Source organism: Arthrobacter sp. AG367, from assembly GCF_007828995.1.
Classification (GTDB): domain Bacteria; phylum Actinomycetota; class Actinomycetes; order Actinomycetales; family Micrococcaceae; genus Arthrobacter.
In genome coordinates this window covers 1,136,828-1,161,103 of sequence record NZ_VIVE01000001.1, presented here as the reverse complement: position 1 = coordinate 1,161,103, position 24,276 = coordinate 1,136,828, and the positions used below count along the sequence as shown (strand labels likewise).

Genomic DNA, 24,276 nt, shown 5'->3' with positions numbered 1-24,276 from the left:
TCGCAGCCTGGTCAGCGGTGCCGCGCGCGGCGGAAAATCCAGTGCCGCAGCATGCTGAAGCGCACCGCCGTGGCCAGGAAGCCGGACAACGTGGTGGCCAGCAGTTCGTCCGCCACGGTGGCCTCCGGATTGAACCAGTGCAGCACACCCAGGCTGCTGCCGGTGATCACCAGGGCCACGGCGATCACCACCAGGCCGTTGAGGTGGTCACGGGTGCGGCGCTGCTGGCCTGCAATCTTGAACGTCAGCCGGCGGTTCAAGGCAGTGTTCAAGAGCGACGTGAGGACCAGCGCCACCGCGTTGGCCAGCTGGGCGCCAAGCCATGGCCGCAGCAGCGCGTAGAGGCACAGTGATGCAGCGGTGCAGATGACGCCGACACCGGAGAAGCGGAGCAACTGCCGGATGACCGGATAGCGCAGGACTCCCCGGTAATGCCTGGTGGCAGGCAGGCGCCGGGTGCTGGTCTCCGGTACTGCTGGTGCGGACAGTCCCTCCCTCATCCGGCGGCACCGGCAGGACGGTCAGCGCCGCGGGCAGGGGGCAAGCAGGAGATGCGCACAGGGCGCCCAGGACGAACCGCCATCCGTCAGTACAGCTCGCCCACGGGAATTTCCACTGCCAGCCGGTTGGAGGGCCCGGGCAGCGGGCAGGCCCAGGCCTCGTTGTAGGCGCAGGAGGGGTTGTAGGCGAAATTGAAATCCAGGACGAACATGGCGCCCGGGCCGGTGCCGGCTACGCCGTGGAAGGCGCCCTTGATGGTGTCGATCAGGTAGCGACCCGCCCCGTAGGTGCCGCCGGGCTGGCCTGCCGTGGCATCGCGGAACGGAACGAAGATCCCGCCGCCGTACCCGTGGAGCTTCCACACCGCGAGCTGGCCCATTTCGGGCAAATCGAAGGTGCCCAGCCGGACAAAGTGCACCACGCCGTCGGTCCCGGTGTCGACGCTCATCTCGCGGCCGGCACCCTCTTTGGTCAAGGGCACGTGGAACCGGTAGATGGGATCGTAGTCGGCGGTCTTCAGCCCGGAGAAGCGCGCCTTGCCCGCGGCGGTCAGCGCAGAAGCCGGGTGGGTGGCGAACATCATGTCACGCTGGTGGCGCCAGTACGAGTGTGCCTCGGACGGGCTTTCAACCGAGAGCCGGCGGACGGTGTCGTAGAGCGCAAAGGTCCTCAGCCGCCAGTCGGCGATATCCAAGGCGGAGATGTCCGCCGGGTTGTCTTCGGCTGCGCCGTGCTGCTCTTCCGCCATAACCCCCAGCCTAGTCCCCGGGCAGCGTGGCAGCCGTCCGACGGCGACACGCCGGGTATGTGCCCGGGGGAACGGATGGCCGGCGCCCGGCAGAGGGGGCCACGGAACACCGTTCCCAAGCGCAGGAAACACCGCCGTGCCGGCCCGGAGAGGAGCCGTGCCGCTATTAGGCTGGCTTCCATGACAGGCAAGGAAGTATTGAGCGCTCTTCCCCGGATGTCACTGGTGGCCGCCGTGGTCCTGCTGACGGGTTGCTCCGGATCACCGGCCGGCCCGGGATGGACGGCACAGCCGGCAACCTCCGGGGCAGCAATCTCCGGATCTGCAGCGCCCGGGCCAACATCCGGAACGGCGTCGGCGTCACCGGACGCCGGCGGCACCGTCCCGGCCCCTGCCTCCGCAACTGCCGGCGAGCCGCAGGGGGCGGCCACCGCCGCCTCCTGGAAGACATACTCGGATCCTGCCAGGACGGTGAGCTTCGACCTGCCGGCGGACTGGATCGCGCAGTCGGTGGCGCCCGAGGAAGGCGTGCTTCCCGGTGGGCTGAAGATTGAGGTGAAGAAGCCCGACGGAACCTTCGTCGCCGCGCTCCGGACCGGACTGCCGCCGTCGAACGTTGACTGTCCCGACAACGCACGGCACCCGTACACCGTGATCAGCAGCGTGCCTTTTGAGCTCTCCGTCCCGGGCGGGGAGGGAACCATCCCGCCGCGGATGGTCTACCGGGTGATCCAGGGGTACCGCTACTTCGGTTCCTACGGCATCACCAACCTGGTGGGCGGAACAGACGGGCAGGCGTGCGGGCTGCGCAACGTGGTTCGTGGTCCGGCCGGCAAGGGGGACTACTCGTTCGGCGACCTGGTGACCCTCAAAGCCTTTGCGCCGGATGAGAAAGTGGCACCGGCGAAGGCCTTCGACACCCTTGGCCAGGCCGCCCAGTACGTCAACGAAAGCGCTGACTTCGCCAACGTGCAGCGGATGCTAATGTCGCTGAAGGTCAAAAACTAGTCCCGCTGCCGGCACTCACAAGTGCGGGGTGTGCGACTTACCTTCCCCCCAACACCCCCGGAGAGACATGGAACGCTCTGTTTCCGCACGCCTGGCCTTCAGGACCATCGCCAACACCAAGGTGGCCATGGCCATCGCCGTAGCACGGAACAGCGGCTACTCATCCTTCACGGAGTCCCTCTCCGTCACTGCCGGCGGGGCCGAGGTTCCACTCACGGAAGTTTCCGACCACCACGGCGGCCGGTTCCACTACATGGAGTTTGCCCAACCCACCGACGTCAGCGTGGACTATTCCGCCACGGTGACGGGCCGCGCCGTTCCGGAAGACGCCACCCTGGCCGAGCGGATCCGCTACGTCCGCCCCAGCCGGTATGCCGAGTCGGACCGGCTGCTGCCCACGGCCTATGCCGAGTTCGAAGGGGTCCAGGGAGCGGACCTGGTGCGCGCCGTCCGCGACTGGGTCAACGGTGAACTGCGGTACATCAGCGGCTCCTCCCGCGGCACGGACGGTGCCGTGGAGACCCTCCTCAGCAGGCGCGGCGTGTGCCGGGACTTTGCGCACCTGGCCATCGCGCTGCTCCGCTCCAAGGACATCCCGGCCCGGCTGGCGGCCGTCTACGCACCGGGCCTGAGCCCGATGGATTTCCACGCCGTGGCGGAAGCCTACGTGGAGGGGGCCTGGCACGTCATCGACCCCACGGGGCTCGCGCCGCGGGAGTCGATGCTGCGCATTACCGCCGGCCGCGACTCATCAGACACGGCGTTCCTTTCCACGGTGGGTGGAAGCCTGGTGTTGAACCAGCTGCGCGTCACGGCCGTGGTTGACGGGGACCTGCCCGGCGAGGATCCCTCCCGGCTGGTGGCGCTCGGCTGACTGTCCACCCTGGCTGTCCACCCGGCACGGGCCGTCCTGTTCGGCCGGCCCGTGCGGCCGCCGGGAAGCCGCCTGCTACCGCGGAAGGGGACCCAGCGAACTTCGCAGCTTGTCCGTGAGCCGCTTCAGTTCCTTCTGCTCCGCGGCCGTCAGGGCGGGACCCACCAGCGCGGAAATGTCCCGGACGTGCTCGCGGCCGATTTCCTTCTGCAGCTCCCGCCCCTCGTCGGTCAGCTTCAGCAGGATGCCGCGGCCGTCCTCGGGGGCCGGCATTCTGGCCACAAGCCCCCGCTTTTCGAGCCGCTCCACCAGCCTGCTCAGGCTGGACTGGCTCAACAGCACGTTGTCGTTGAGCTCGTTGAGCCGCAGCCAGCCGGACGGGCACCGGGAGAGCGTGAACAGGACGTCGTATTCGTTGACCGCCAGCTTCCGGAAAGCCCGCCCGGACTGCAGCTTGCGCATCACCGCTACCTGGGCGCGGAACAGGGACTCCCAGGTTTCGGCTGCCAGCCGCACCGGAGATTCCGTTCCTCCCGCAGCCATCACGCCTCCGCGGTGGCTTTGTCGGCGTCCTGCGATGCCAGCAGGGCGGCGACACGGCCGGCGTGGGTGGGCGGCTCGGGAACGTGCGCTGGCTTGAGGGCCGCGTACTCCTTGCGGAGCACGGGCAGGACTTCCTCGCCGAACAGGTCCAGCTGCTCCAGGACGGTCTTCAGCGGCAGGCCGGCATGGTCGATCAGGAACAGCTGGCGCTGGTAGTCGCCGAAGTGCTCGCGGAAGGTCAGGGTCTTCTCGATGACTTCCTGCGGGCTGCCCACGGTCAGCGGGGTCTGGGAGGTGAAGTCCTCCAGGGACGGTCCGTGGCCGTACACGGGGGCGTTGTCGAAGTATGGGCGGAATTCGTTTACCGCCTCCTGGGAGTTCTTCCGCATGAAGAACTGGCCGCCGAGCCCGACGATCGCCTGGTCCGCCTTGCCGTGTCCGTAGTGCTCGTACCGCTCGCGGTAGAGGCCGATCAGCTGCTGGTAGTGCTCCTTGGGCCATAAGATGTTGTTGGCGAAGAAGCCGTCGCCGAAGTACGCGGCCACCTCCGCGATCTGCGGGGTACGGATGGAGCCGTGCCACACGAAGGGGGCCACGCCGTCGAGCGGCCGGGGCGTGGAGGTGAAGTTCTGCAGCGGGGTGCGGAACTTGCCGGACCAGTTGACGGTGTCCTCGTCCCACAGCTTGCGCAGGAGGCTGTAGTTCTCGATGGCCAGCTCCACGCCGTCCTGGATGTTCTTGCCGAACCACGGGTACACCGGGGCGGTGTTGCCGCGGCCCAGGACCAGGTCCACGCGCCCGTCGGACAGGTGCTGGAGCATGGCGAAGTCCTCGGCGATCTTCACCGGGTCATTGGTGGTGATCAGCGTGGTGGCCGTGGAGAGGATGATCCGTTCCGTCTGGGCTGCAATGTACGCGAGGGTGGTGGTGGGTGAGGAGGAGAAGAAGGGCCGGTTGTGGTGCTCGCCCAGGGCGTAGACATCCATGCCGATTTCCTCGACCTTTTTGGCGATGGCCACCGAGGCCTTGATGCGTTCGTGCTCGGTGGGGGTGCGGCCCGTGGTGGGGTCCGTGGTGATGTCGCTGACGCTGAAAACACCGATCTGCATGGCGTGCCTTTCCGTTCCTGGACTTGCTGGGCTTGGCTCCAGTGTAAACCAATTTAGATGCATTTGCATCTATCGCCGGATACAACGCAGCCACGCCGGAAATATTCCGCCGTTTAGTCTGCGCCGGGAGCGGCTCGCCGGCCGCTGACCTTGGGGACCTGGCCGGTGGTCCAGTCCCTGAATTCGGCGTCGAGGTCGGCACCCGGTCCCATTTCGGGGCGGGCCTGCAGGTCGCGCAGGAGTGCCTTTTTCTCGCGCCGTCCCTCCACCAGCCGGTACAGCACCGGGACCAGGATCAGGGTCAGTGCGGTGGAGGACACCAGCCCGCCGATCACCACCACGGCCAGCGGCTGCGAGATGAACCCGCCGCCGCCCGTGATGCCCAGGGCCATCGGCGTCAGGGCGAAGACCGTGGCAAGTGCCGTCATCAGGATGGGGCGGAGGCGCTGGCGTGCGCCGTTGGTGATGGCGTCCGCCACGTTCATGCCGGGCCTGCCGTCGCGCGGCTGCCGGTACTGGTTGATCAGGTCGATCAGCACGATGGCGTTGGTAACCACGATGCCCACCAGCATCAGCATGCCGATGAGCGACGGCAGGCCCAGGGGCACTCCGGTGAGCAGCAGCAGGGCCACCGCGCCGGTCGCTGCGAACGGAACCGAGACCAGCAGGATCAGCGGCTGGACGAGCGACTTGAAGGTGGCCACCATGATCACGTAGACAATGGCGATGGCTGCCAGCAGGGCCAGGCCCAGCTGCCGGAACGATTCTGCCTGCTGGGTGGTGGCGCCGCCGATCGCCGCGGTGACGCCGGCGGGCAGCTGGACGTCCGCCAGGCGCTTCTGGACTTCCGTGTTCACCGCGCCCAGGTTGGAGCCCGACGGCGTGATGGACACCTTGGCGGTCCGCTCGCCATTGCTGGCGGTGATGGAGACGGGGACGTCCACCTGCTCCACGGACGCGATGCTTCCCAGCGTTACAGGCCGGCCGCCTGCGGGCAGCGGGATGTTCCGGACGGCGTCGATGCTGGTGAACTTGGTGCCCTGGCCGATGCGGACGGGGAAATCGTTGGTATTGATCCGGACCGTGCCCGCAGGGATGGGGCTGATGGTCGTTGCCAAGACCCCGGCCACCTGCTGCTCGTTCAGGCCGGCGGCGACGGCTTTGGCCCTGTCCACCTTGACCTGCACCACAGGGTTGCTGGCGGCCAGGTTGCTGGCAACTTCGCTGGTGCCGGGCACGCCCGTCATGGCCGCGACCATGGTGTCGCTGGCGGCCTGCAGGTCGGCGCTGCTGGCAGCCTTCAGCGTGATGTCCACGGTGGATGACGTGCCGAAGCCGCCCTGCTGGGTGCCCACCGATACCTTGCCCGAGTCGGGCACCTTCGCAAGCTCTGAGCGAACTGTCTCCTGGAGGCGCTCCTGGTTGGCCTTTTCGTCCGTCACCACGGTGAAGGTGGAGTTGGAGGATCCGGTCGAGGTGAGCGCGGCGAAGCCGGCCTGGGCGTTGCCGGAGGTCACCTGGACGTCCTTGATGCCGTCAATGCCCCGCAGCACCTCTTCGAGGCGGATGGCGGCGGCGCTGGTGTCGGCCAGGCTGGTCCCGGCCGGCAGCACCTGCCGTACGGTCAGGCTGTTCTGTCCCGAGTTTCCCAGGAGGTTCGTGGCAAGCAGTGGTGTCATGGCACCGGTGGCACCGAGCACCAGGACCGCGGCAACCAGGGTGATGACGGGGTGCTTCTGCGTGGACCGGAGGATGGGCAGGTAGCCGCGCTGCAGGCGGCTTCGCTGTTCGGCTTCGTGGGCCTTCGCTTTCGCCTCCTCGGCGATCCGCCGGGCCTCGGGGGAGCCGGCGGGCGCCCTGCCCGCCGCGCCCTTGGGGTTTTTTAGGAACCAGTAGGCGAGCACGGGGACGATGGTCAGCGACACCAGCAGCGACGCCAGCAGTGCCATGGTCACGGTCAAAGCGAATGGCCGGAAGAGTTCGCCGGCCAGTTCGCCGACGAAGGCGATGGGCAGGAACACCGCCACCGTGGTCAGGGTGGAGGCGGTGATGGCGCCGGCCACCTCCCTGATGGCGGTGAGGATCGCCGTCGACTTTTCCTCACCGTAGCTGAGGTGCCGCTTGATGTTTTCGATGACAACGATGGAGTCGTCCACCACGCGCCCGATCGCGATGGTGAGCGCGCCGAGCGTCAGGATGTTCAGCGAGTAGCCGGTGGCCGACAGGCCGATGAACGTGATCAGCAGGGACAGCGGAATGGACACCGCTGTGACCAGCGTGGAGCGGGCGGACATCAGGAAGAGCAGGATGATGGCGACGGCGAAGCCCAGTCCCAGCAGGCCTTCCGTGGTGAGGTCCTTGATGGACTTTTCGATGAAGGGTGCCTGGTCGAAGACCGGCGTGAACCTGGCGTTGGAGCCCAGTTCCGCCTCCAGGCCCTTCAGCGAGTCCCGCACCGCATGGGAGATGCCCACCGTGTCGCCCTCGGGTTTCTTGGTCACGGAGATGGCAAGGGTTTCGGCGCCGTTGGTGCGGGTGATGGAGGTGCGTTCGTCATCCTTGAGGGAAACATCGGCAACGGAGCCGATTGTTGCCCCATTCCTGGCACCTGCCAGCGGGAGTGCCTTGATGGCGTCCAGGGAGTCCACCGGGCTGCCAATCTGAAGCGACAGCGTCTTGCCCTGCTCCTGGAGCGTCCCGGCGGGGACCAGCGCGCCGTTATTGGACAGCGCGTCCCGGATGGAGGTGACACCTGTACCCGCCGCTGCCATGGCGTCGGCCCTGGGAAGGATCTCGATGTGCTGGGATGCGCCGCCGGTGACATCGGCGCTGCGGACGCCGTCGATCTTCTGCAGCCGGGGAACGCTCAGGCGCTGCAGGTCGGCATTCAGCTCGCTGAGCGTCTTGTCCGAGGAGACGGCGAGGAAGACGATGGGGAAGTCGCTGATGCTTCCGGCAATGGCCTGCGGCTGGACATCGCTGGGCAGGGACCGCTTGGCATTGGAGATGGCCCGGTCGATCTGGTTCCTGGCCCGGTCCAGGTTCGACCCGTACGTGAACACCATGGTGATCTGGGAGACGCCGGTGCGTGACGTGGAGGAGGTGGATTCCAGCCCCTCCACGCCGTTCAGCGCCTTCTCAAGCGGGCCGCTGACCTGCTTGTCCACCACTTCCGGCGACGCGCCCGGCATGGAGCTGAGCACCGTGATCTGCGGGAACTCAATGGAAGGGATGAGTTCCTGCTTCAGCGATGACATGGTGATCACGCCGAAGACCGAGGCGAACACGGTGATCAGTGCGATCAGGGCCCGGTTTGCCAGGGAAAGGTGCGCCAGCCGGAACATGGGTGGTCTCCTGGGGGTCTAAGTGACTGGTACATGCCCTGGGGGTGCCAGCCGCTGGCCCCGCAGGGTCAGTGGCTGGCGGAAACGCTCTCCAGCTGGAGGGACGCGGCCGTTGCCCGTTCCAGCTCCGCGGCAAGGTTCGGATTCTCATCCAGCTTCACCCCGTAGCCGGGCATCATGTCCTTGAGCTTGCCCTGCCAGCCCTTGAAGTTCTTGGGGAACGTCTTCTGCAGCAGTTCGATCATGATGGGGACAGCGGTTGAGGCTCCGGGCGACGCGCCCAGGAGCGCACCGATGGAGCCGTCGCGGCCGGCAATCACCTCGGTACCGAACTGAAGGATGCCGCCCTTTTGCGGGTCTTTCTTGATGATCTGTACACGCTGGCCGGCGGTGATGAGTTCCCAGTCCCCGCCCTTTGCCTCGGGGTAGTACTCGCGCAGTGCCTCAACCTTCTGGTCGTGCCGCTTGACCACTTCCTTGACGAGGTACGCGGTGAGGTCCATGTTGTCCTTGGCCACGGCCAGCATCGGGATGATGTTCCCGGGCCGGATGGACAGCGGCAGGTCCAGGTAGGAGCCGTTCTTCAGGAAGTTGGTGGAGAAGCCGGCGTACGGACCGAACAGGAGCGAACGCTTCCCGTTGACGTAGCGGGTGTCCAGGTGCGGAACAGACATGGGGGGAGCGCCCACGGAGGCCTGGCCGTAGACCTTGGCACTGTGCTGGGCCGCGATGGCCTCGTCCGTGCAGCGGAAGAACTGGCCGGAGACGGGGAAGCCGCCATAGCCCTTGCTTTCGGGGATGCCGGAGGCCTGCAGCAGGTGCAGGGCCCCGCCGCCGGCTCCGACGAAGACGAACTTGGCGTGGATCTTGCCGTGTTCCCCGGACTTGGGGTACTTCAGCGTCAGGTCCCAGCCGCCGTCGGAGGCGCGGGAGATCCCGGTGACGTCGTGGTTGTAGTTGATTTCGACGCCGTTGTGCCCAAGGTAGGTCACCAGCTCGCGCGTGAGTGCCCCGAAGTCGACGTCGGTGCCCTCGGCCGCGCGGGTGGCGGCGATGCGCTGCTGGGGGTCGCGTCCCTTGACGATCAGTGGCGCCCACTTGGCGATCTGCGCGTGGTCCTCGGAGTACTCCATGCTGCGGAACAGGGGGTGCGGCTTCAGCGCCTCGTAGCGGGTCTTCAGGAACCGGGTGTGGTCCTCGCCGATCACGAAGCTCATGTGCGGGACAGTGTTGATGAAGCCCTTGGGCGAACCGATCAGGTTGTTGTCCACCAAGTGGGACCAGAACTGGCGGGAGAGCTGGAACTGTTCGTTGATGAGCAGTGCCTTGCCGGGGTTGACCGAGCCGTCTTTGGCTGCGGGGGAGTAGTTGAGTTCGCAGAGGGCGGCGTGGCCCGTGCCCGCGTTGTTCCAGGGGTCCGAGCTTTCGAGGCCCGGCTGGTCCAGCCGTTCGAACAGGGAGATGGTCCAGTCCGGCTCCAGCTGCTTGAGGAATGCCCCCAGGGTGGCGCTCATGATGCCGCCGCCTATCAGGACAACGTCGGCGTGTGGGGTCTTGGAAATGAAGGTCACGATCAGTCTCCGATTGCAGCGGCTCTGGCTGTCACAGAATATCCCCGCGCGGCCCGCATACTGAAATTGGCCGGGCCCGTCAAGGCTTTAGCTGGACCTTCGTGAAAACTTCGTTTAAGACCGGCGATGCAGGGTAGCTCAGCACCCGGTCTGACAGGGCAAGCGCGGAGATGGGGAAGGCGATGGGGACTGCCGGCACGGTCGCGGCGATCTGGGCATTGATGGTGTGATAAAGCTCATCCCGTTCCTTGCCGTCAGGCAGTCCCCGTGCCCGGTTGATCTTCGAGAACACCTGGGGATCCTGGTAGCCGAACTCGCCGTTCTTCTCTCCGAAGAGAGGGCCGACGAAGTTGTCCGCGTCCGAGTACGAGCCGTTCCAGCCGAGGATGTGCAGCGCGTGGTCGCCGGCGGACTGGACCTTCTGGAGGTAGCCGTCCGACCAGTCCACGGGGACAGGACGGATATTGAAGCCGACGGCGGTGAGCTGGCGGCTGAGCTCGGCGTAAACCTTTTCCGGCGTGGGCAGGTAGGGCCGGGTGACGTTCATGGGGTAGTAGAACTTCAGTTCCTCGCCCGCGTAGCCGCCCTCCTTGAGGTAATCCTTGGCCTTCAACGGATCGTGCCCGAGTGCCGGGGCGTCATTGTTGAAGCCGCTGATCTTGGGCGGGACAAACTGCGTGGCTTTGGCCGTGTTGTCGATAAAGAACTTCCGGATCAGGGTTTCCTTGTCGATCGCAAGCTCCACCGCCTGCCGGATCTTCTGGTTCTGCAGTACCGGGATGTCCTGGTTCATGCCGACGTACATCACCGAGAACGGGTCGCGCTGCACAATCTGTTTGCCGCGCTTGACCAGTTGGTCGAAATTCCCCACGGTCACGGCGTCATAGCCGTCGATCTTTCCGTCCAGCAGGGCCTGGAGGCGAATCTGGGGATGGTTGTAGGCCTGGAAATTGATGGTGGCGATCTGGCCGCGGTCACCCCAGTAGGTCTTGTTGCTGGAGAGGGTGACACTGTCGCTGCCCCACGCCGCCAGGGTGAAGGGCCCGGTGCCGACGGGGTTCGTGGCGAACCTGGACATGGCCTGGCCGCCCCGGTTCTGGTCCAGGACGTCTGCCGTGCCGGCGGCAAGGGCCCCAGGGGACGCAATGGCGAAAGCCGGCAGGGTCAGGGCCTGGAGGAACGCCGTGAAGCGCTGCGTCAGGTCGATCTGGACGGTGTCGGCCGAGACCGCCGTGCAGCTCTTGAAGATGGACAATCCGGGCTCGTCCGAGTGCGCCTTGAACACGCTCTTGAATGAGCTGCCTGGCGCCTGCCTCCGCAACTCGGCGGGAAACGCGAACCAGCGGTTGAAGTTGGCGCAGACGGCATCGGCGTTGAATGGCGTGCCGTCCTGGAACGTAACCCCGGAGCGGAGCTTGAAGGTGTAGGTCCGGCCCTCGTTGGACTCGTTCCATTCCGTGGCCAGCAGCGGGGTCGGCTTGCCGGTGGTCTGGTCCACGCCCACAAGGCCTTCAAGGATCTGGCGGGTGATGCGCTGCGACTCCACGTCGCTGGACAGGGCGGGATCCAGTCCCAGGGGCTGGGCGGCCGTGCCGAAACTGAAGGTGGCATCAGGCTCCGCCCGCGCGGAACTGGGCGTTCCGGATGTGGGGGAAGGGGACGGCGTCCCGGTGCATGACGTCATGCCCAGCGCCATGAGGACGGCGCCGGCCTTGATGACCGTTCGCCGCGATGTACTGCTGGGCACTCGTTTATCACCTCTGGATGCTGCCGGCTCCGCCCCTTGCGGGCCGGGACCAGTCTAGAGGACAAGGCATGGGGCCAATCCCAGGCACGTCCGGGACGCGCCAGGGCCGGGCCCGCTCGTTGCAGCGGACCCGGCCTTGGTCATGTGGGGAAGAGAGGGCTTACTTGGGCATGAGGACGGAGTCGACCAGGTAGACCGTCGCATTCTTGGTCTTGACGCCGCCGCAGACCACGTTGGCGTTGTCCACCTTGAGGTTGTCGCCGCTGCCGGTGACGGTGACGGAGCCGCCCTGGACCGTGGCGTGCGTGCCGGCAATCTTGTCCGGGGTGATCTGGCCGGGAACCACGTGGTAGGTCAGGATCTTGCTGAGCAGCGCATCGTCCGTCTTCAGGGTCTCGATCGTGGCGGCGTCGATCTTCTTGAAGGCGTCGTCCACCGGCGCGAAGACGGTGAATTCGCCGCCGTTGAGCGTGTCAACCAGGTCCACCTTGGGGTTCAGCTTGCCGGAGACTGCAGCGGTGAGCGTGGTCAGGATCGGGTTGTTGGAGGCGGCGACGGCCACCGGGTCCAAGGCCATGCCCTCCACCGAGCCCGCACCGGTGGGAACCTGCTTGGCGTAGGCGGCGCAGCCTGGGCCAACCAGGTTTGCGGCCGGGTCCATCATGCCGGCCGAGGAGCTGGCCGACGCACTGGCGGACGGGGACGCCATGCTGGAGCTGGGGGAGGATGACATCGGCGCCGACGACGCCGACGAACCGGAGGTGCTGCCGGAACCGCCACATGCGGTGAGGCTGAGCAGAGCGGCCGCTGCAACGCCTGCGACGGTGAAAGTTGTGCGCTTGAAGGTCTGCATTTCAGTTCTCCTTGGATCGTTTTGCCTGCCGCCCCGGATGGGATGTCCGCGGCCTGCAGTTTGCCTTGGGGTAAGCACCTGCCCTTGGCTGGTGTCTCAATGGCTATTCGGCCGTTGGGCAGTGGTGGATGGGTGATCTTTGGAGTTTTTCGATTTGAGGCACTAATCCGGCCCAAGCACCGTCATGCCTTTAACGCAAAATCCCCCGGCCGAAGCCGGGGGATCCCAGGTGCGCAAGGGGGGACTTGAACCCCCACGCCCGAAGGCACAGGAACCTAAATCCTGCGTGTCTGCCAATTTCACCACTCGCGCGCGGTTTCCCGCCAGGAACCCTGAAGGTTCGACGGCGGATGCCAGTGTCCATTGTAGCGTTGCCCGGGTACGTGGCTGGGAGGGTGCCTGGACAACTGACAGGGGCGGTTGCCTGCGGGGTCAGTTGTCCAGATTGAGGTCCCGCCGCAGTTTGGCGACGTGTCCCGTGGCGCGGACGTTGTATTGGGCAAGGGAAACGTTGCCAGAGGGGTCCACGACGATTGTGGAGCGGATAAGGCCCTGGTACGTCTTGCCGTAGTTCTTCTTTTCGCCCCAGGCGCCGTAAGCCTCGGCCACCGCGTGGTCCGCGTCGGAGAGCAGGGGGAACGTCAGCGACTCGTTGGCAGCGAACTTGGCCAGTTTTTCAACCGGGTCGGGGGAGATGCCAAGGACGTCGTAGCCGGAGGCCTGCAGCGACGCAAGGCTGTCCCGGAAGTCGCAGGCTTCCTTGGTACAGCCGGGCGTGGAGGCGGCCGGGTAGAAATACACAATGGTGGAGCGGCCGGGCCGGGGAGCCAGGCTGACGTCCTTGCCGGTCGAATCCTGAAGGGTGAAAGCGGGTGCTTTGTCGCCGGTAACGAGTCTTTCAGCCATTGTTTTTCTCCTTGTTGCGGGCGGGACACAACAGCCTAGTAAGCACGTGGGGCGAGTGCTAATCGGCATTTGGCTATACTTGCTGCTATGCCTGATATGGATCACTGGCCCACAGGGCGCCTCCTGTCCACTGCTGCGCGCCTCGTTGAACACTCCTGGAACGAAAAACTTGGCGCCATCGGACTCACCCACGCCGGTGTTATCGCCATCGAGGTCCTTGCCGCGCAAGGGCCCATGACCCAGGCGCAGCTTGCCCAGTATGTCCGTGTCCAGGCCCAGACCATGGGCAAGACACTCAGCCGGCTTGAGTCCCACGGCCACATCGTCCGGGTCCGCAGCACCTCGGACCGCAGGAGCCACGTCGTGTCGCTCACCGAGCAGGGCAAGGAAGCCGTTGCCCAGGCGGTGGAGATGGAGCGCTCCGTGCTGGCATCGGCGTCGATCGACCCCGAACTGCTGCGCCAGGAACTCAAGGCCGTAGTGCGCGAACTGGCCAGCCAGTTCTCCACCACGCCCAGCAACGCGGGCGACCTGGTGGACAACGCCGCCAAGTAGCAGTTGGCCCCGCAGGCCGTTTAAGGAAAAGCGCGGTCCCGGCATGGAAAAGCCGGGACCGCGCTTTTTTGGTGCCCGACTGCAGGGTGCCCGTTCCGGACGCCGTGAAGCCCTAAAACAAAACAGCCTCCGGTTTGTGTTTCCACAAACCGGAGGCTGTTTTCCCAGTGGTGCACCCCCCGGGACTTGAACCCGGAACCCATTGATTAAGAGTCAATTGCTCTGCCAATTGAGCTAGAGGTGCATCTTTTTTGCTTCCATCCCCGGGCTTTTTCTTTCCCGTTGATCTCCGCAACGACATGAAACTCTACACGAACTTTTGGTGCAAGTGAAATCGGCCCGGGTGGCGGTGCGTGAATCACTGGAATGGGCGCAAAACCAGCACGAAATCAGGGTTTTCGTTGTTCGTCAGCAGCCACAAACCTCCCTGCGGGGTCCGAATCACGTCGCGGATCCGGCCGTATCCGCCTGTGAAATAGGCCACAGGGGTGCCCGCCTCTGTCCCGTTGAGCGGCACCGTCCACAGGCGCTGCCCCCGGAGGGCACCCAGATAGGCAACGCCCCCGGCTATCTCCAGTCCGCTGGGTGAAGAATCGCTCGTCGACGGCCACACCACTTTTGCATCCTGGAACTCCGCCCGGTGCGGTGCGCCGGTGACCAGCGGCCAGCCGTAGTTGGCGCCCGGCACAATCAGGTTCAGTTCGTCGTCCACGTCGGGTCCAAACTCGCTGGCCCACAGCCTGCCGGCTTCATCCCAGGCCAGGCCCTGGACGTTCCGGTGGCCCAGGCTGTAGGTGGCGTTGCCGAAGGGGTTGCCCGGGGCGGGGCTGCCGTCGGGCGTAAGCCGAAGTATTTTTCCGCCCAGGGCGTTGGGGTCCTGCGGCTGCCCGCGGCGCTGGGCGTCGCCGGTGCCCACGTACAGGAGGCCGTCCGGGCCAAAGCGGATCCTGCCGCCGTTGTGGGTGGTGGCTTTTGGGATTCCTGAAAACACAACCTGGGGCTGGCCGAGCGCCAGGGAACCATCGCCATTGGCCTTGACGGTAAGCCGTATGATGCGGTTGTCCTCCTGTGCGGTCAGGTAGGTGTACAGCAGGTGGTCCGTGGCGAAGTGCGGGGACAGTGCCAGGCCAAGCAGGCCCCCTTCCCCGGCGGGGACCACGCCCGGGATTTTGCCAAGCGTTGTGGCTTTTCCTTCCCGGACGGCCTTCAGGAGCGCTGTGTCCCGCTCGGAGATGATGGCGGTGCCGTCCGGAAGGAAGACCGCCGCCCAAGGGATGCTCAGCTGCAGGTCCAGCCGTTCCTGCACCGCCGGTACGGGGGCAGAAGAAGCGGAAGGGGCAGGGGCGGTAGAGAGTGGGGGAACAACGACGGCGGTTTCCGGCGGGGTGCCGCGGCTCGCCGTGCCTGTGGCCGGTGCAGGCGGCCCGGGGGTCCCCGTGCAGGCGGCAAGCGCCAGGGACAGGGCCAGCGCCAGGCACGATGCCAGCACCTTGGATGAGTCCAGGCAAGGAAGGCCCGCCGCAACGCGGCGGGCCTTCCTCTTCTTAGAGCCGTTTGCGCCGGGGCGCGCGGAAGCCGGCGGCCTCCGCGTGTGCGGCAGATTCAAACCAGACTTCCGCCCGGATCTGCTCATAGTCGGGATGTCCTTCTTCGTAGTAGACCATCGCGGCGGCATCGCCCTTCACGGTGTAGTCCGCCGGTCCGCTCCCATCGGGGCCCGGCGCGGCCGAACCTGCGCCATAGGGCTCATCTGCTGCGAGGTGTCCGGCCGGCTCGACGGCAGCCATACCCTGTGCCTGGGCGCCCTGGGCGTGCCCGCCTTGTGGCGGCGCGCCCTGCCCGGCCGCTGCCACGTCCTGCCCGGCCGCGGGCACACTCTGGTCCTGGCCGGAGGGCTGGTGGTGATCCGCCCCGTTCTCCACCAGGGCGGAGGACTGGGAGCGGTCCAGTGTTTCGGCCGCTGCGGCCTGTCCCTCGGTGCCATCGGCGGCTGGCGGCACGGCCGGCTCCTGGTGGGCCGGTGATGCGGACGTGTCGGCGTGGTGCCGTGGCGCGTGCCCGCCGGCCGGCTGCGCTGGCGCCGCGCCGCCGTCGTCCGTGCCTTCCAGTGCAGCCGTTTCAGCGCCGGGAAGCGTGGGGGCGTGCGGTGCCGTGTACTCGTCATGGTGGACCGGGCGGGTCGCCGGGGGTGAAGCCTGCCCGGACGGCGCCCCGGCGGGAGCTCCGGCCTGTGCCGGCTGTTCCGCGGGAGTTCCGGCTGCACCTGCGGCGGAGGAGCCTGACCCGGAGCCGGCCTCGGACCACTGGGTTTCCCACTCGGCCTGGTCTGCCGCCTGGTTCTGTGCCTGGTCCTGGCTGCGACCGTCCCCGTCCTCTGTGCTGCCGGGTGACGTGCTGCGGGGCGACGTGCCGCCTGCCGGAGTGCCGGTGCTGGATGCAGCGGAGGAATCAGCCGGTTCCTCAGCGGTGGGAAGGACGGCCGGTTCGGCGGGCTTTCCGAACCCCGCCGCCGTGGGGATGCCGGTGGTGCCCGCAGCCTGGGCGGAGGCTGCGGCACTGCCGCCTTCGAGCGCTCCATCGGTCCGGACCCTGTCCGTCCCTGCCCCCGCCGATGATCCGCCGCGCTGATTGGCGGACCTGCTGCGGTTCACCAGCCAGCCGATGATGATGATGACGATAACGACGAGAATGATCCAGAAAACAATGTCCATGGCAGGCCTTTCGGTCCAAGTGGCTCGGTGTCCTGTCCCCGACGCTACGTCGGGTCACCACTGCTGTCCAGAGATCCCGCGCCACGCCGGGGGAGTCATGGCCGTGAAGCTCCTGCGGCCGGCCGGGACCCGGCATGCGCTGCGCTGAGTCTCGAAGTATGAGACGAATGTCCACTATTTGACAACCATTTCCGTGCCTTTTGGCCCAACGTCTGCGCAGACTGTCGTTTCCGCGACGGTCCGAGCCCTAGACTTTCCCCTATGAGTGACGCCCAGACCGCCTCCGAGACCACGCCTGACATCAAACCCCGCAGCCGCGTCGTGACCGACGGGATCCATGCGGCCCCCGCGCGCGGCATGTTCCGGGCGGTCGGGATGGGCGATGACGACTTCGCCAAGCCGCAGGTGGGCGTGGCGAGTTCATGGAATGAGATCACCCCCTGCAACCTCTCACTGAACCGGCTTGCGCAGGGCGCCAAGGAAGGCGTCCACGCAGGTGGCGGGTTCCCCATGCAGTTCGGCACCATCTCCGTCTCCGACGGCATCTCGATGGGCCACGAGGGCATGCACTTCTCCCTGGTTTCCCGCGAGGTCATCGCCGACTCCGTTGAGACCGTCATGCAGGCGGAACGGATCGACGGTTCGGTCCTCCTGGCCGGCTGCGACAAGTCCCTGCCCGGCATGCTGATGGCGGCGGCCCGACTGGACCTTGCCAGCGTGTTCCTCTACGCCGGCTCCATCATGCCCGGCTGGGTCAAGCTCGAGGACGGCTCCGAGAAGGAAGTCACCCTCATTGACGCCTTCGAAGCCGTCGGCGCATGCGCGGCCGGCAAGATGAGCATGGAGGACCTCACCCGCATCGAAAAGGCCATCTGCCCCGGCGAAGGCGCCTGCGGCGGGATGTACACGGCCAACACCATGGCCTGCATCGGCGAGGCCCTGGGCATGTCCCTGCCCGGCTCGGCCGCACCGCCCTCGGCAGACCGCCGTCGTGATGAGTTCGCCCGCAAGTCCGGCGAAGCCGTGGTCAACCTCCTGCGCAAGGGCATCACGGCCCGCGACATCATGACCAGGGAGGCCTTCGAGAACGCCATTGCCGTCACCATGGCCTTCGGCGGCTCCACCAACGCCGTCCTGCACCTGCTGGCCATTGCCCGCGAAGCCGAGGTTGAGCTCACCCTTGACGACTTCAACCGCATTGGCGACAGGATCCCGCACCTGGGCGACCTGAAGCCTTTCGGCCGCTACGTGATGACCGACGTCGACAGGATCGGCGGCGTGCCGGTGATCATGAAAGCCCTGCTCGACGCCGGCCTGCTCCACGGCGACTGCCTCACCGTCACGGGCAAGACCGTTGCGGAAAACCTGGAAGCGATCAACCCGCCGGACGTGGACGGAAAGATCCTCCGCGCTCTGGACAATCCCATCCACAAGACCGGCGGCATCACCATCCTTCACGGCTCCATGGCGCCCGAAGGCGCCGTCGTCAAGAGTGCCGGATTCGACGCCGATGTCTTCGAGGGAACCGCCCGCGTGTTCGAGCGCGAACAGGGCGCCCTGGACGCGCTGGACAACGGCAAGATCCAGGCGGGCGACGTCGTCGTGATCCGCTACGAAGGACCCAAGGGCGGCCCCGGCATGCGCGAAATGCTCGCAATTACCGGCGCCATCAAGGGGGCAGGCCTGGGCAAGGACGTGCTGCTGCTCACCGACGGCCGGTTCTCCGGCGGCACCACCGGCCTGTGCATCGGCCACGTTGCCCCGGAAGCGGTCGACGGCGGCCCCATCGCCTTCGTGAAGGACGGTGACAGGATCCGGGTGGACATCGCCGCCCGCAGCTTCGACCTGCTGGTGGACGACGCAGAACTGGAAGCCCGGAAGGTGGGCTGGGAGCCGCTCCCTGCCCGCTACACCAAGGGTGTGCTTGCCAAGTACGCCAAGCTGGTGCACAGCGCCAGCCAGGGCGCCTACACCGGTTGACGGGTGATCCCTTCCCAAGTGATGCGGCGCGGCCGCCGCATCACTTGGGGCCCTCGGGATCCCCCTTATTAAGCCCTGCCGCCTGTGCGGTTGGGTTTCGGTCGGTCCTTCCGAGATAGGATCAAAGAGTGGACAATGGGGTCCACATGGTGAGATAGGATTGTCGCTCGTTGACACCTGTCTCACCGAGAGGGAAGACTGAACGCATGACTTTCGTTACCGCCGGCACCGTCGTCGTCCTTACCAAGCGCGTGGCACATTAGCCTCCACTGGTAACGAACCGTCACGCGCGAAACCCCTCACAGAGCCACCCGGCTGAGGGGTTTTTTTATTTCCCTCAGCCAGAAACCACAGAAGATCCACAAGGAAGAGTCCGATGAGCAAAGGATCGCCCATCAGCCCCTCGCTGATGGCCACCAAGTCCGCTGGAGCCGCCAAGGCTCCGGAACGCGCCGACCGGACGGCTGACCACGCCGCCGTCGTCGCCGACCTTGCTGCCGTCTCTCCTGTCCTTGGGCCGAACAACGTCGTACCCCCGACGGTGATGACCGGCTCGCAAGCAATCGTCCGCTCGCTCGAAGAACTCGGCGTCGACGACATTTTCGGTTTGCCGGGTGGCGCGATCCTGCCCACCTACGACCCCTTGATGGCCTCCACCATGAATCACGTGCTGGTCCGTCACGAACAGGGAGCCGGCCACGCCGCGCAAGGCTACGCCATGGTCACCGGGCGGGTTGGCGTCTGCATCGCCACCTCGGGTCCCGGGGCCACCAACCTCGTTACCGCCATCATGGATGCCCACATGGACTCCGTGCCGCTGGTGGCCATCACGGGCCAGGTGTCCAGCGGCGTCATCGGCACCGACGCCTTCCAGGAAGCCGACATCGTGGGCATCACCATGCCCATCACCAAGCACTCCTTCCTGGTGACCGACCCCAACGACATCCCGCACGTCATGGCCGAAGCCTTCCACCTGGCTTCCACCGGCCGTCCGGGCCCCGTGCTTGTCGACGTCGCCAAGGACGCCCAGGTGGGCCAGATGACGTTCTCCTGGCCGCCGAAGATCGACCTGCCCGGCTACCGGCCGGTCACCCGCGGCCACAACAAGCAGGTCCGCGAGGCGGCCAAGCTCATTGCGGCGTCCACCAAGCCGGTACTGTACGTGGGCGGCGGCGTGGTCAAGGCACACGCGTCAGCTGAACTGCTTGCACTCGCCGAAGCAACCGGGGCACCTGTCGTCACCACCCTGATGGCCAAGGGTGCATTCCCGGATTCGCACCCGCAGCACGTGGGCATGCCCGGCATGCATGGCACCGTTTCCGCCGTCACGGCCCTGCAGCAGTCCGACCTGCTGATCACCCTCGGAGCCCGCTTCGATGACCGCGTCACCGGCGTGCTGAAGACCTTCGCACCCAACGCCAAAGTCATCCATGCGGACATCGACCCGGCCGAGATCTCCAAGAACCGCACCGCCGATGTGCCCATTGTGGGGTCCGTCAAGGAGATCATCCCGGAACTGACCGAGGCCGTACGCGGCCAGTTCGAGGCCTCCGGCGCCCCTGACCTGACCACCTGGTGGGCCTTCCTTAACAACCTCAAGGAAACCTATCCGCTGGGCTGGACGGAGCCTGACGACGGCCTCATCGCACCGCAGAAGGTCATCCAGCGGATCGGCGCCCTGACCGGGCCTGAAGGCGTTTACGTGGCCGGTGTGGGCCAGCACCAGATGTGGGCTGCCCAGTTCATCAAGTACGAGCGCCCCCACGCATGGCTGAACTCCGGCGGCGCGGGAACCATGGGCTACGCCGTACCGGCGGCCATGGGCGCCAAGGTGGGCGAGCCGGACCGGGTGGTCTGGGCCATCGACGGCGACGGCTGCTTCCAGATGACCAACCAGGAACTGGCCACCTGCGCCATCAACAAGATCCCCATCAAGGTTGCTGTCATTAACAACTCCTCGCTGGGCATGGTGCGCCAGTGGCAGACCCTCTTCTACGAGGGCCGCTACTCCAACACCGACCTCAACACCGGCCACGACACCGTCCGCATCCCGGACTTCGTCAAGCTGGGGGAGGCCTACGGCTGTGCCTCGTTCCGTTGCGAACGCGACGAGGACATTGACGCCACCATCCAAAAAGCCCTCGAAATCAACGACCGCCCCGTGGTTATCGACTTCGTGGTGAGCCCCAACTCCATGGTGTGGCCGATGGTGCCCGCCGGCGTGAGCAACGACCAGATCCAGGTTGCCCGCAACATGACCCCGGAATGGGAAGAGGAAGACTGAGCATGAGCCGCCACACACTCTCCGTCCTGGTTGAGGACAAGCCCGGCGTCCTGACCCGCGTGGCCAGCCTGTTCGCCCGCCGCGCCTTCAACATCAACTCCCTGGCCGTTGGCCCCACCGAAGTGCCGGGCGTATCCCGCATGACGGTGGTGGTCGACGCCGACGGCGACCTCATCGAGCAGGTCACCAAGCAGCTCAACAAACTGATCAACGTCATCAAGATCGTTGAGCTGACCCCAGAATCTTCCGTACAGCGCGACCACATCCTGGTCAAAGTACGTGCGGATGCCGCAACACGTCTGCAGGTAACCCAGGCCGCAGACCTGTTCCGTGCCTCAGTGGTCGACGTCTCCACCGACTCCGTCGTCATTGAGGCCACCGGCCACCCCGAAAAGCTCACGGCACTGCTTTCAGTGCTGGAGCCCTTCGGCATCCGCGAAATTGTGCAGTCCGGCACCCTGGCCGTTGGACGGGGATCCCGCTCCATGAGTGACCGGGCGCTCCGCTCCGCCTAGGCACCTGCCCAAGGCGGGCCCCGCGCCCGTAACCGCAGCACCGCAAGACCACTATCTACAACCACTCAAGAGGAGTTACGCAAGTGACTGAAATGTTCTACGACGACGACGCCGATCTGTCGATCATCCAGGGCCGCAAGGTTGCCATCGTTGGCTACGGTTCCCAGGGCCACGCCCACGCGCTCAACCTGCGCGATTCCGGCGTCGAGGTCGTCATCGCCCTGAAGGACGGCTCCAAGTCGACCGCCAAGGCGCAGGATGCAGGCTTCACGGTCAAGAACGTTGCCGACGCCGCCGAATGGGCTGACGTCATCATGATCCTGGCGCCGGACCAGCACCAGCGCGCGATCTACAACGACTCCATCAAGGACAAGCTGACCCCCGGCAAGGCACTGGCCTTCGCCCACGGCTTCAACATCCGCTTCGGCTACATCCAGGCACCGGAAGGCGTTGACGTCATCCTGGTGGCCCCGAAGGCTCCGGGCCACACCGTGCGCCGCGAGTTCGAGGCCGGCCGCGGCATCCCGGACATCATCGCCGTCGAGCAGGACGCGTCCGGCAACGCCTGGGAGCTGGCCAAGTCCTACGCCAAGGCCATCGGCGGCACCCGCGCGGGCGTCATCAAGACCACCTTCACCGAAGAGACCGAAACGGACCTCTTCGGCGAGCAGGCTGTCCTCTGCGGCGGCGTTTCCCAGCTGATCCAGTACGGCTTCGAGACCCTCACCGAGGCCGGCTACCAGCCGCAGATCGCCTACTTCGAGGTGCTGCACGAGCTCAAGCTCATCGTCGACCTCATGTGGGAGGGCGGCATCGCCAAGCAGCGCTGGAGCGTCTCGGACACCGCAGAATACGGCGACTACGTCTCCGGCCCGCGCGTCATCACCCCGCAGGTGAAGGAAAACATGAAGGCCGTCCTGGCCGACATCCAGTCCGGTGCCTTCGCCAAGCGCTTCATCGAGGACCAGGACAACGGCGGCGTGGAGTTCAAGGAACTGCGTGCCAAGGCCGAGCAGCACCCCATCGAGGCTGTCGGCCGCGAACTGCGCTCCCTGTTCTCCTGGCAGCAGCAGGACGTCGACTACGTGGAAGGCTCCGCAGCCCGCTAAGGCTGCCAGCCCAACCACATAGACCGCAACGGTGAGGCCGGGTTCACACTTAACAATGTGAGCCCGGCCTTTCCGTCGGCCTAGACTTGTTTCCATCCCCAGGACTGCAACGCAGAGGATCAGCCGTGTCAAAACCCGTAGTACTGCTCGCCGAAGAACTTTCCCCCGCCACCGTCGAGGCCCTTGGCCCGGACTTTGAAATCCGCCAGACCGACGGTGCCGACCGTTCCCAGCTGCTCTCTGCGATCAGTGACGTAGACGCCATCCTGGTCCGCTCCGCCACCCAGGTTGACGCCGAAGCCATCGCTGCGGCCAAGAACCTGAAGGTCATTGCCCGTGCCGGCGTGGGGCTGGACAACGTGGACATCAAGGCCGCCACCCAGGCCGGCGTCATGGTGGTCAACGCGCCCACGTCCAACATCGTGTCCGCCGCTGAACTCACCGTGGGCCACATCCTGAGCCTGGCCCGCCACATCCCGCAGGCCAGCGCCGCCCTCAAGGACGGCGAATGGAAGCGCTCCAAGTACACCGGCATCGAGCTGTTCGAAAAGAAGATCGGCATCATCGGCCTGGGCCGGATCGGTGCCCTGGTGGCAGCCCGCCTGAAGGGCTTCGACACCAAGATCCTTGCCTACGACCCCTACATCACCTCCGCCCGCGCCGCGCAGCTGGGCGTGCAGCTGGTGACCCTGGACGAACTCCTGGCCCAGTCGGACTTCATCACCATCCACATGCCCAAGACGCCCGAGACGGTGGGCATGCTGGGCGCTGACGCGTTCAAGAAGATGAAGAGCACCGCCTACGTGGTCAACGTGGCCCGCGGTGGCCTGGTGGACGAGGAAGCCCTCTTCGCCGCCCTCCAGGACGGCGAGATCGCCGGCGCCGGCGTGGACGTCTTCGCCAAGGAGCCCAGCACCGACCTGCCGTTCTTCAAGCTCGACAACGTGGTGGTGACCCCGCACCTGGGCGCCTCCACCGACGAAGCCCAGGAGAAGGCCGGCGTCTCCGTGGCCAAGTCCGTCCGCCTCGCCCTCGCCGGCGAGTTGGTGCCGGATGCCGTCAACGTTGCCGGCGGCGTCATTGCCCCCGACGTCCGCCCCGGCATCCCGCTGATCGAGAAGCTGGGCCGCATCTTCACCGCGCTGACCCACGCCTCCCTGACCCAGTTTGACGTCGAGGTGGCCGGCGAAATCTCCTCACTCGACGTCAAGGTCCTGGAACTGGCCGCGCTGAAGGGTATCTTCGCCGACGTCGTGACCGAGCAGGTGTCCTATGTCAACGCCCCGGTGATCGCCGAGCAGCGCGGCATCAACGTCCGCCTGATCACCACGCCGGAGACCGAGTCCTACCGCAACGTCCTGACCCTGCGCGGCGCCCTCAGCGACGGCAGCCAGATCTCCGTGGCCGGCACCCTGACCGGTCCCAAGCAGATCGAGAAGCTGGTGGGCATCAACGGCTTCGAGGTTGAGATCCCCATCAGCGAGCACCTCGTGGTGGTTGCCTACACCGACCGCCCCGGCGTGATCGGAACCATCGGCCACATCCTGGGCATGAACAACATCAACATCGCCGGCATGCAGGTGGCGCGTTCCAACGAGGGCGGCCAGGTCCTTGCCCTGCTGACCATCGACAGCTCTGTGCCGCAGCAGGTGCTGGACGCCATCAAGGCAGGCATCGGTGCTGAGATGGTCCGGGAAGTGGACCTGGAAGACTAACGCGACACACCGGCCGAAACGCCGCTGCCGCCCCTCCGCAAGGCCTCGTCCACTGCGGAGCCACGTATGATTGGCCGGTCTGCTTACAATGGCTTGGTCCTGATTCAGGACCGTAGCCGGCAGACCGGCCAATACCTTTTGCACATCCGTCCGTCATTGTCCACGTCTGCCCGGGCGGATGGAAGTGTGCGAACGCAATCCAG

At 66.1% G+C, this 24,276-nt stretch carries 19 protein-coding genes and 2 tRNA genes; 8 read left to right on the top strand and 13 right to left on the bottom strand.

What is annotated here, in order from left to right:
• Window positions 1-11: 11 nt before the first annotated feature.
• Window positions 12-500 carry a GtrA family protein gene (locus tag FB478_RS05410; RefSeq protein ID WP_144599852.1) on the bottom strand — a complete coding sequence of 163 codons (489 nt, stop codon included), beginning with the start codon at window positions 498-500 and terminating at the stop codon, window positions 12-14.
• Window positions 501-586: 86 nt separating this feature from the next.
• Complete coding sequence (locus FB478_RS05405; RefSeq protein ID WP_018768354.1) at window positions 587-1,249, bottom strand: DUF1684 domain-containing protein; 663 nt, start codon at window positions 1,247-1,249, stop codon at window positions 587-589.
• Window positions 1,250-1,429: 180 nt separating this feature from the next.
• Here FB478_RS05405 and FB478_RS05400 point away from each other — a divergent pair, with 180 nt between their 5' ends.
• Both FB478_RS05400 and FB478_RS05395 read left to right on the top strand, forming a co-directional pair.
• Window positions 1,430-2,257 (top strand): hypothetical protein, encoded by an 828-nt coding sequence (locus FB478_RS05400; protein WP_261377348.1) that lies wholly within the window; start codon window positions 1,430-1,432, stop codon window positions 2,255-2,257.
• Between the two features lie 67 nt (window positions 2,258-2,324).
• Complete coding sequence (locus FB478_RS05395; protein ID WP_134163864.1) at window positions 2,325-3,131, top strand: transglutaminase family protein; 807 nt, start codon at window positions 2,325-2,327, stop codon at window positions 3,129-3,131.
• Between the two features lie 75 nt (window positions 3,132-3,206).
• Here FB478_RS05395 and FB478_RS05390 read toward each other — a convergent pair whose 3' ends face one another.
• The 8 genes from FB478_RS05390 to bcp all read right to left on the bottom strand — a co-directional run bounded on the left by FB478_RS05390 (window position 3,207) and on the right by bcp (window position 13,204).
• Window positions 3,207-3,674 carry a MarR family winged helix-turn-helix transcriptional regulator gene (locus FB478_RS05390; RefSeq protein ID WP_018768351.1) on the bottom strand — a complete coding sequence of 156 codons (468 nt, stop codon included), beginning with the start codon at window positions 3,672-3,674 and terminating at the stop codon, window positions 3,207-3,209.
• Window positions 3,674-4,783, bottom strand: coding sequence for an LLM class flavin-dependent oxidoreductase (locus FB478_RS05385; RefSeq protein WP_144599851.1), 1,110 nt, complete (start codon window positions 4,781-4,783; stop codon window positions 3,674-3,676). The genes FB478_RS05390 and FB478_RS05385 overlap by 1 nt, the downstream gene beginning before the upstream one ends.
• A 113-nt stretch (window positions 4,784-4,896) precedes the next feature.
• Window positions 4,897-8,127 (bottom strand): efflux RND transporter permease subunit, encoded by a 3,231-nt coding sequence (locus tag FB478_RS05380; RefSeq protein WP_144599850.1) that lies wholly within the window; start codon window positions 8,125-8,127, stop codon window positions 4,897-4,899.
• 68 nt (window positions 8,128-8,195) lie between these two features.
• Entirely contained in the window at window positions 8,196-9,698 is a 1,503-nt protein-coding gene (locus tag FB478_RS05375; RefSeq protein WP_056387928.1) for a malate:quinone oxidoreductase, read from the bottom strand.
• A gap of 79 nt (window positions 9,699-9,777) precedes the next feature.
• On the bottom strand, window positions 9,778-11,445 hold the full coding sequence (locus FB478_RS05370) for an ABC transporter substrate-binding protein (protein ID WP_261377347.1): 1,668 nt from the start codon (window positions 11,443-11,445) through the stop codon (window positions 9,778-9,780).
• Window positions 11,446-11,605: 160 nt separating this feature from the next.
• Window positions 11,606-12,298, bottom strand: a complete 693-nt coding sequence (locus FB478_RS05365; RefSeq protein ID WP_056387927.1) for a fasciclin domain-containing protein — start codon at window positions 12,296-12,298, stop codon at window positions 11,606-11,608.
• A gap of 230 nt (window positions 12,299-12,528) precedes the next feature.
• Window positions 12,529-12,610 (bottom strand) — tRNA-Leu (locus FB478_RS05360).
• Window positions 12,611-12,730: 120 nt separating this feature from the next.
• Window positions 12,731-13,204, bottom strand: coding sequence for a thioredoxin-dependent thiol peroxidase (bcp, locus tag FB478_RS05355; RefSeq protein ID WP_056387926.1), 474 nt, complete (start codon window positions 13,202-13,204; stop codon window positions 12,731-12,733).
• A 96-nt stretch (window positions 13,205-13,300) separates the two neighbouring features.
• Here bcp and FB478_RS05350 point away from each other — a divergent pair, with 96 nt between their 5' ends.
• Window positions 13,301-13,759 (top strand): MarR family winged helix-turn-helix transcriptional regulator, encoded by a 459-nt coding sequence (locus FB478_RS05350; RefSeq protein ID WP_018768344.1) that lies wholly within the window; start codon window positions 13,301-13,303, stop codon window positions 13,757-13,759.
• A gap of 168 nt (window positions 13,760-13,927) precedes the next feature.
• On the opposite strand, the gene FB478_RS05345 is transcribed toward FB478_RS05350, so the two are convergent.
• The 3 genes from FB478_RS05345 to FB478_RS05335 all read right to left on the bottom strand — a co-directional run bounded on the left by FB478_RS05345 (window position 13,928) and on the right by FB478_RS05335 (window position 16,470).
• Window positions 13,928-14,003 (bottom strand) — tRNA-Lys (locus FB478_RS05345).
• A 114-nt stretch (window positions 14,004-14,117) separates the two neighbouring features.
• Window positions 14,118-15,248: a PQQ-dependent sugar dehydrogenase gene (locus tag FB478_RS05340; RefSeq protein WP_144599849.1), complete on the bottom strand. Its 1,131-nt coding sequence runs from the start codon at window positions 15,246-15,248 to the stop codon at window positions 14,118-14,120.
• Between the two features lie 55 nt (window positions 15,249-15,303).
• Entirely contained in the window at window positions 15,304-16,470 is a 1,167-nt protein-coding gene (locus tag FB478_RS05335) for a hypothetical protein (protein ID WP_144599848.1), read from the bottom strand.
• A 261-nt stretch (window positions 16,471-16,731) separates the two neighbouring features.
• Here FB478_RS05335 and ilvD point away from each other — a divergent pair, with 261 nt between their 5' ends.
• From ilvD to serA, 5 genes are all read left to right on the top strand, one after another.
• Complete coding sequence (gene ilvD, locus FB478_RS05330) at window positions 16,732-18,450, top strand: dihydroxy-acid dehydratase (protein WP_056387922.1); 1,719 nt, start codon at window positions 16,732-16,734, stop codon at window positions 18,448-18,450.
• Window positions 18,451-18,826: 376 nt separating this feature from the next.
• Window positions 18,827-20,734, top strand: coding sequence for an acetolactate synthase large subunit (locus tag FB478_RS05325; protein ID WP_056387920.1), 1,908 nt, complete (start codon window positions 18,827-18,829; stop codon window positions 20,732-20,734).
• A 2-nt stretch (window positions 20,735-20,736) separates the two neighbouring features.
• Window positions 20,737-21,249 carry an acetolactate synthase small subunit gene (gene ilvN / locus FB478_RS05320; protein WP_018768340.1) on the top strand — a complete coding sequence of 171 codons (513 nt, stop codon included), beginning with the start codon at window positions 20,737-20,739 and terminating at the stop codon, window positions 21,247-21,249.
• A gap of 83 nt (window positions 21,250-21,332) precedes the next feature.
• A complete protein-coding gene (ilvC, locus tag FB478_RS05315; protein WP_026265624.1) occupies window positions 21,333-22,358 on the top strand; it encodes a ketol-acid reductoisomerase in 1,026 nt (341 codons plus the stop codon).
• Between the two features lie 125 nt (window positions 22,359-22,483).
• Window positions 22,484-24,073: a phosphoglycerate dehydrogenase gene (gene serA / locus FB478_RS05310; RefSeq protein ID WP_144599847.1), complete on the top strand. Its 1,590-nt coding sequence runs from the start codon at window positions 22,484-22,486 to the stop codon at window positions 24,071-24,073.
• Window positions 24,074-24,276 lie beyond the last annotated feature (203 nt).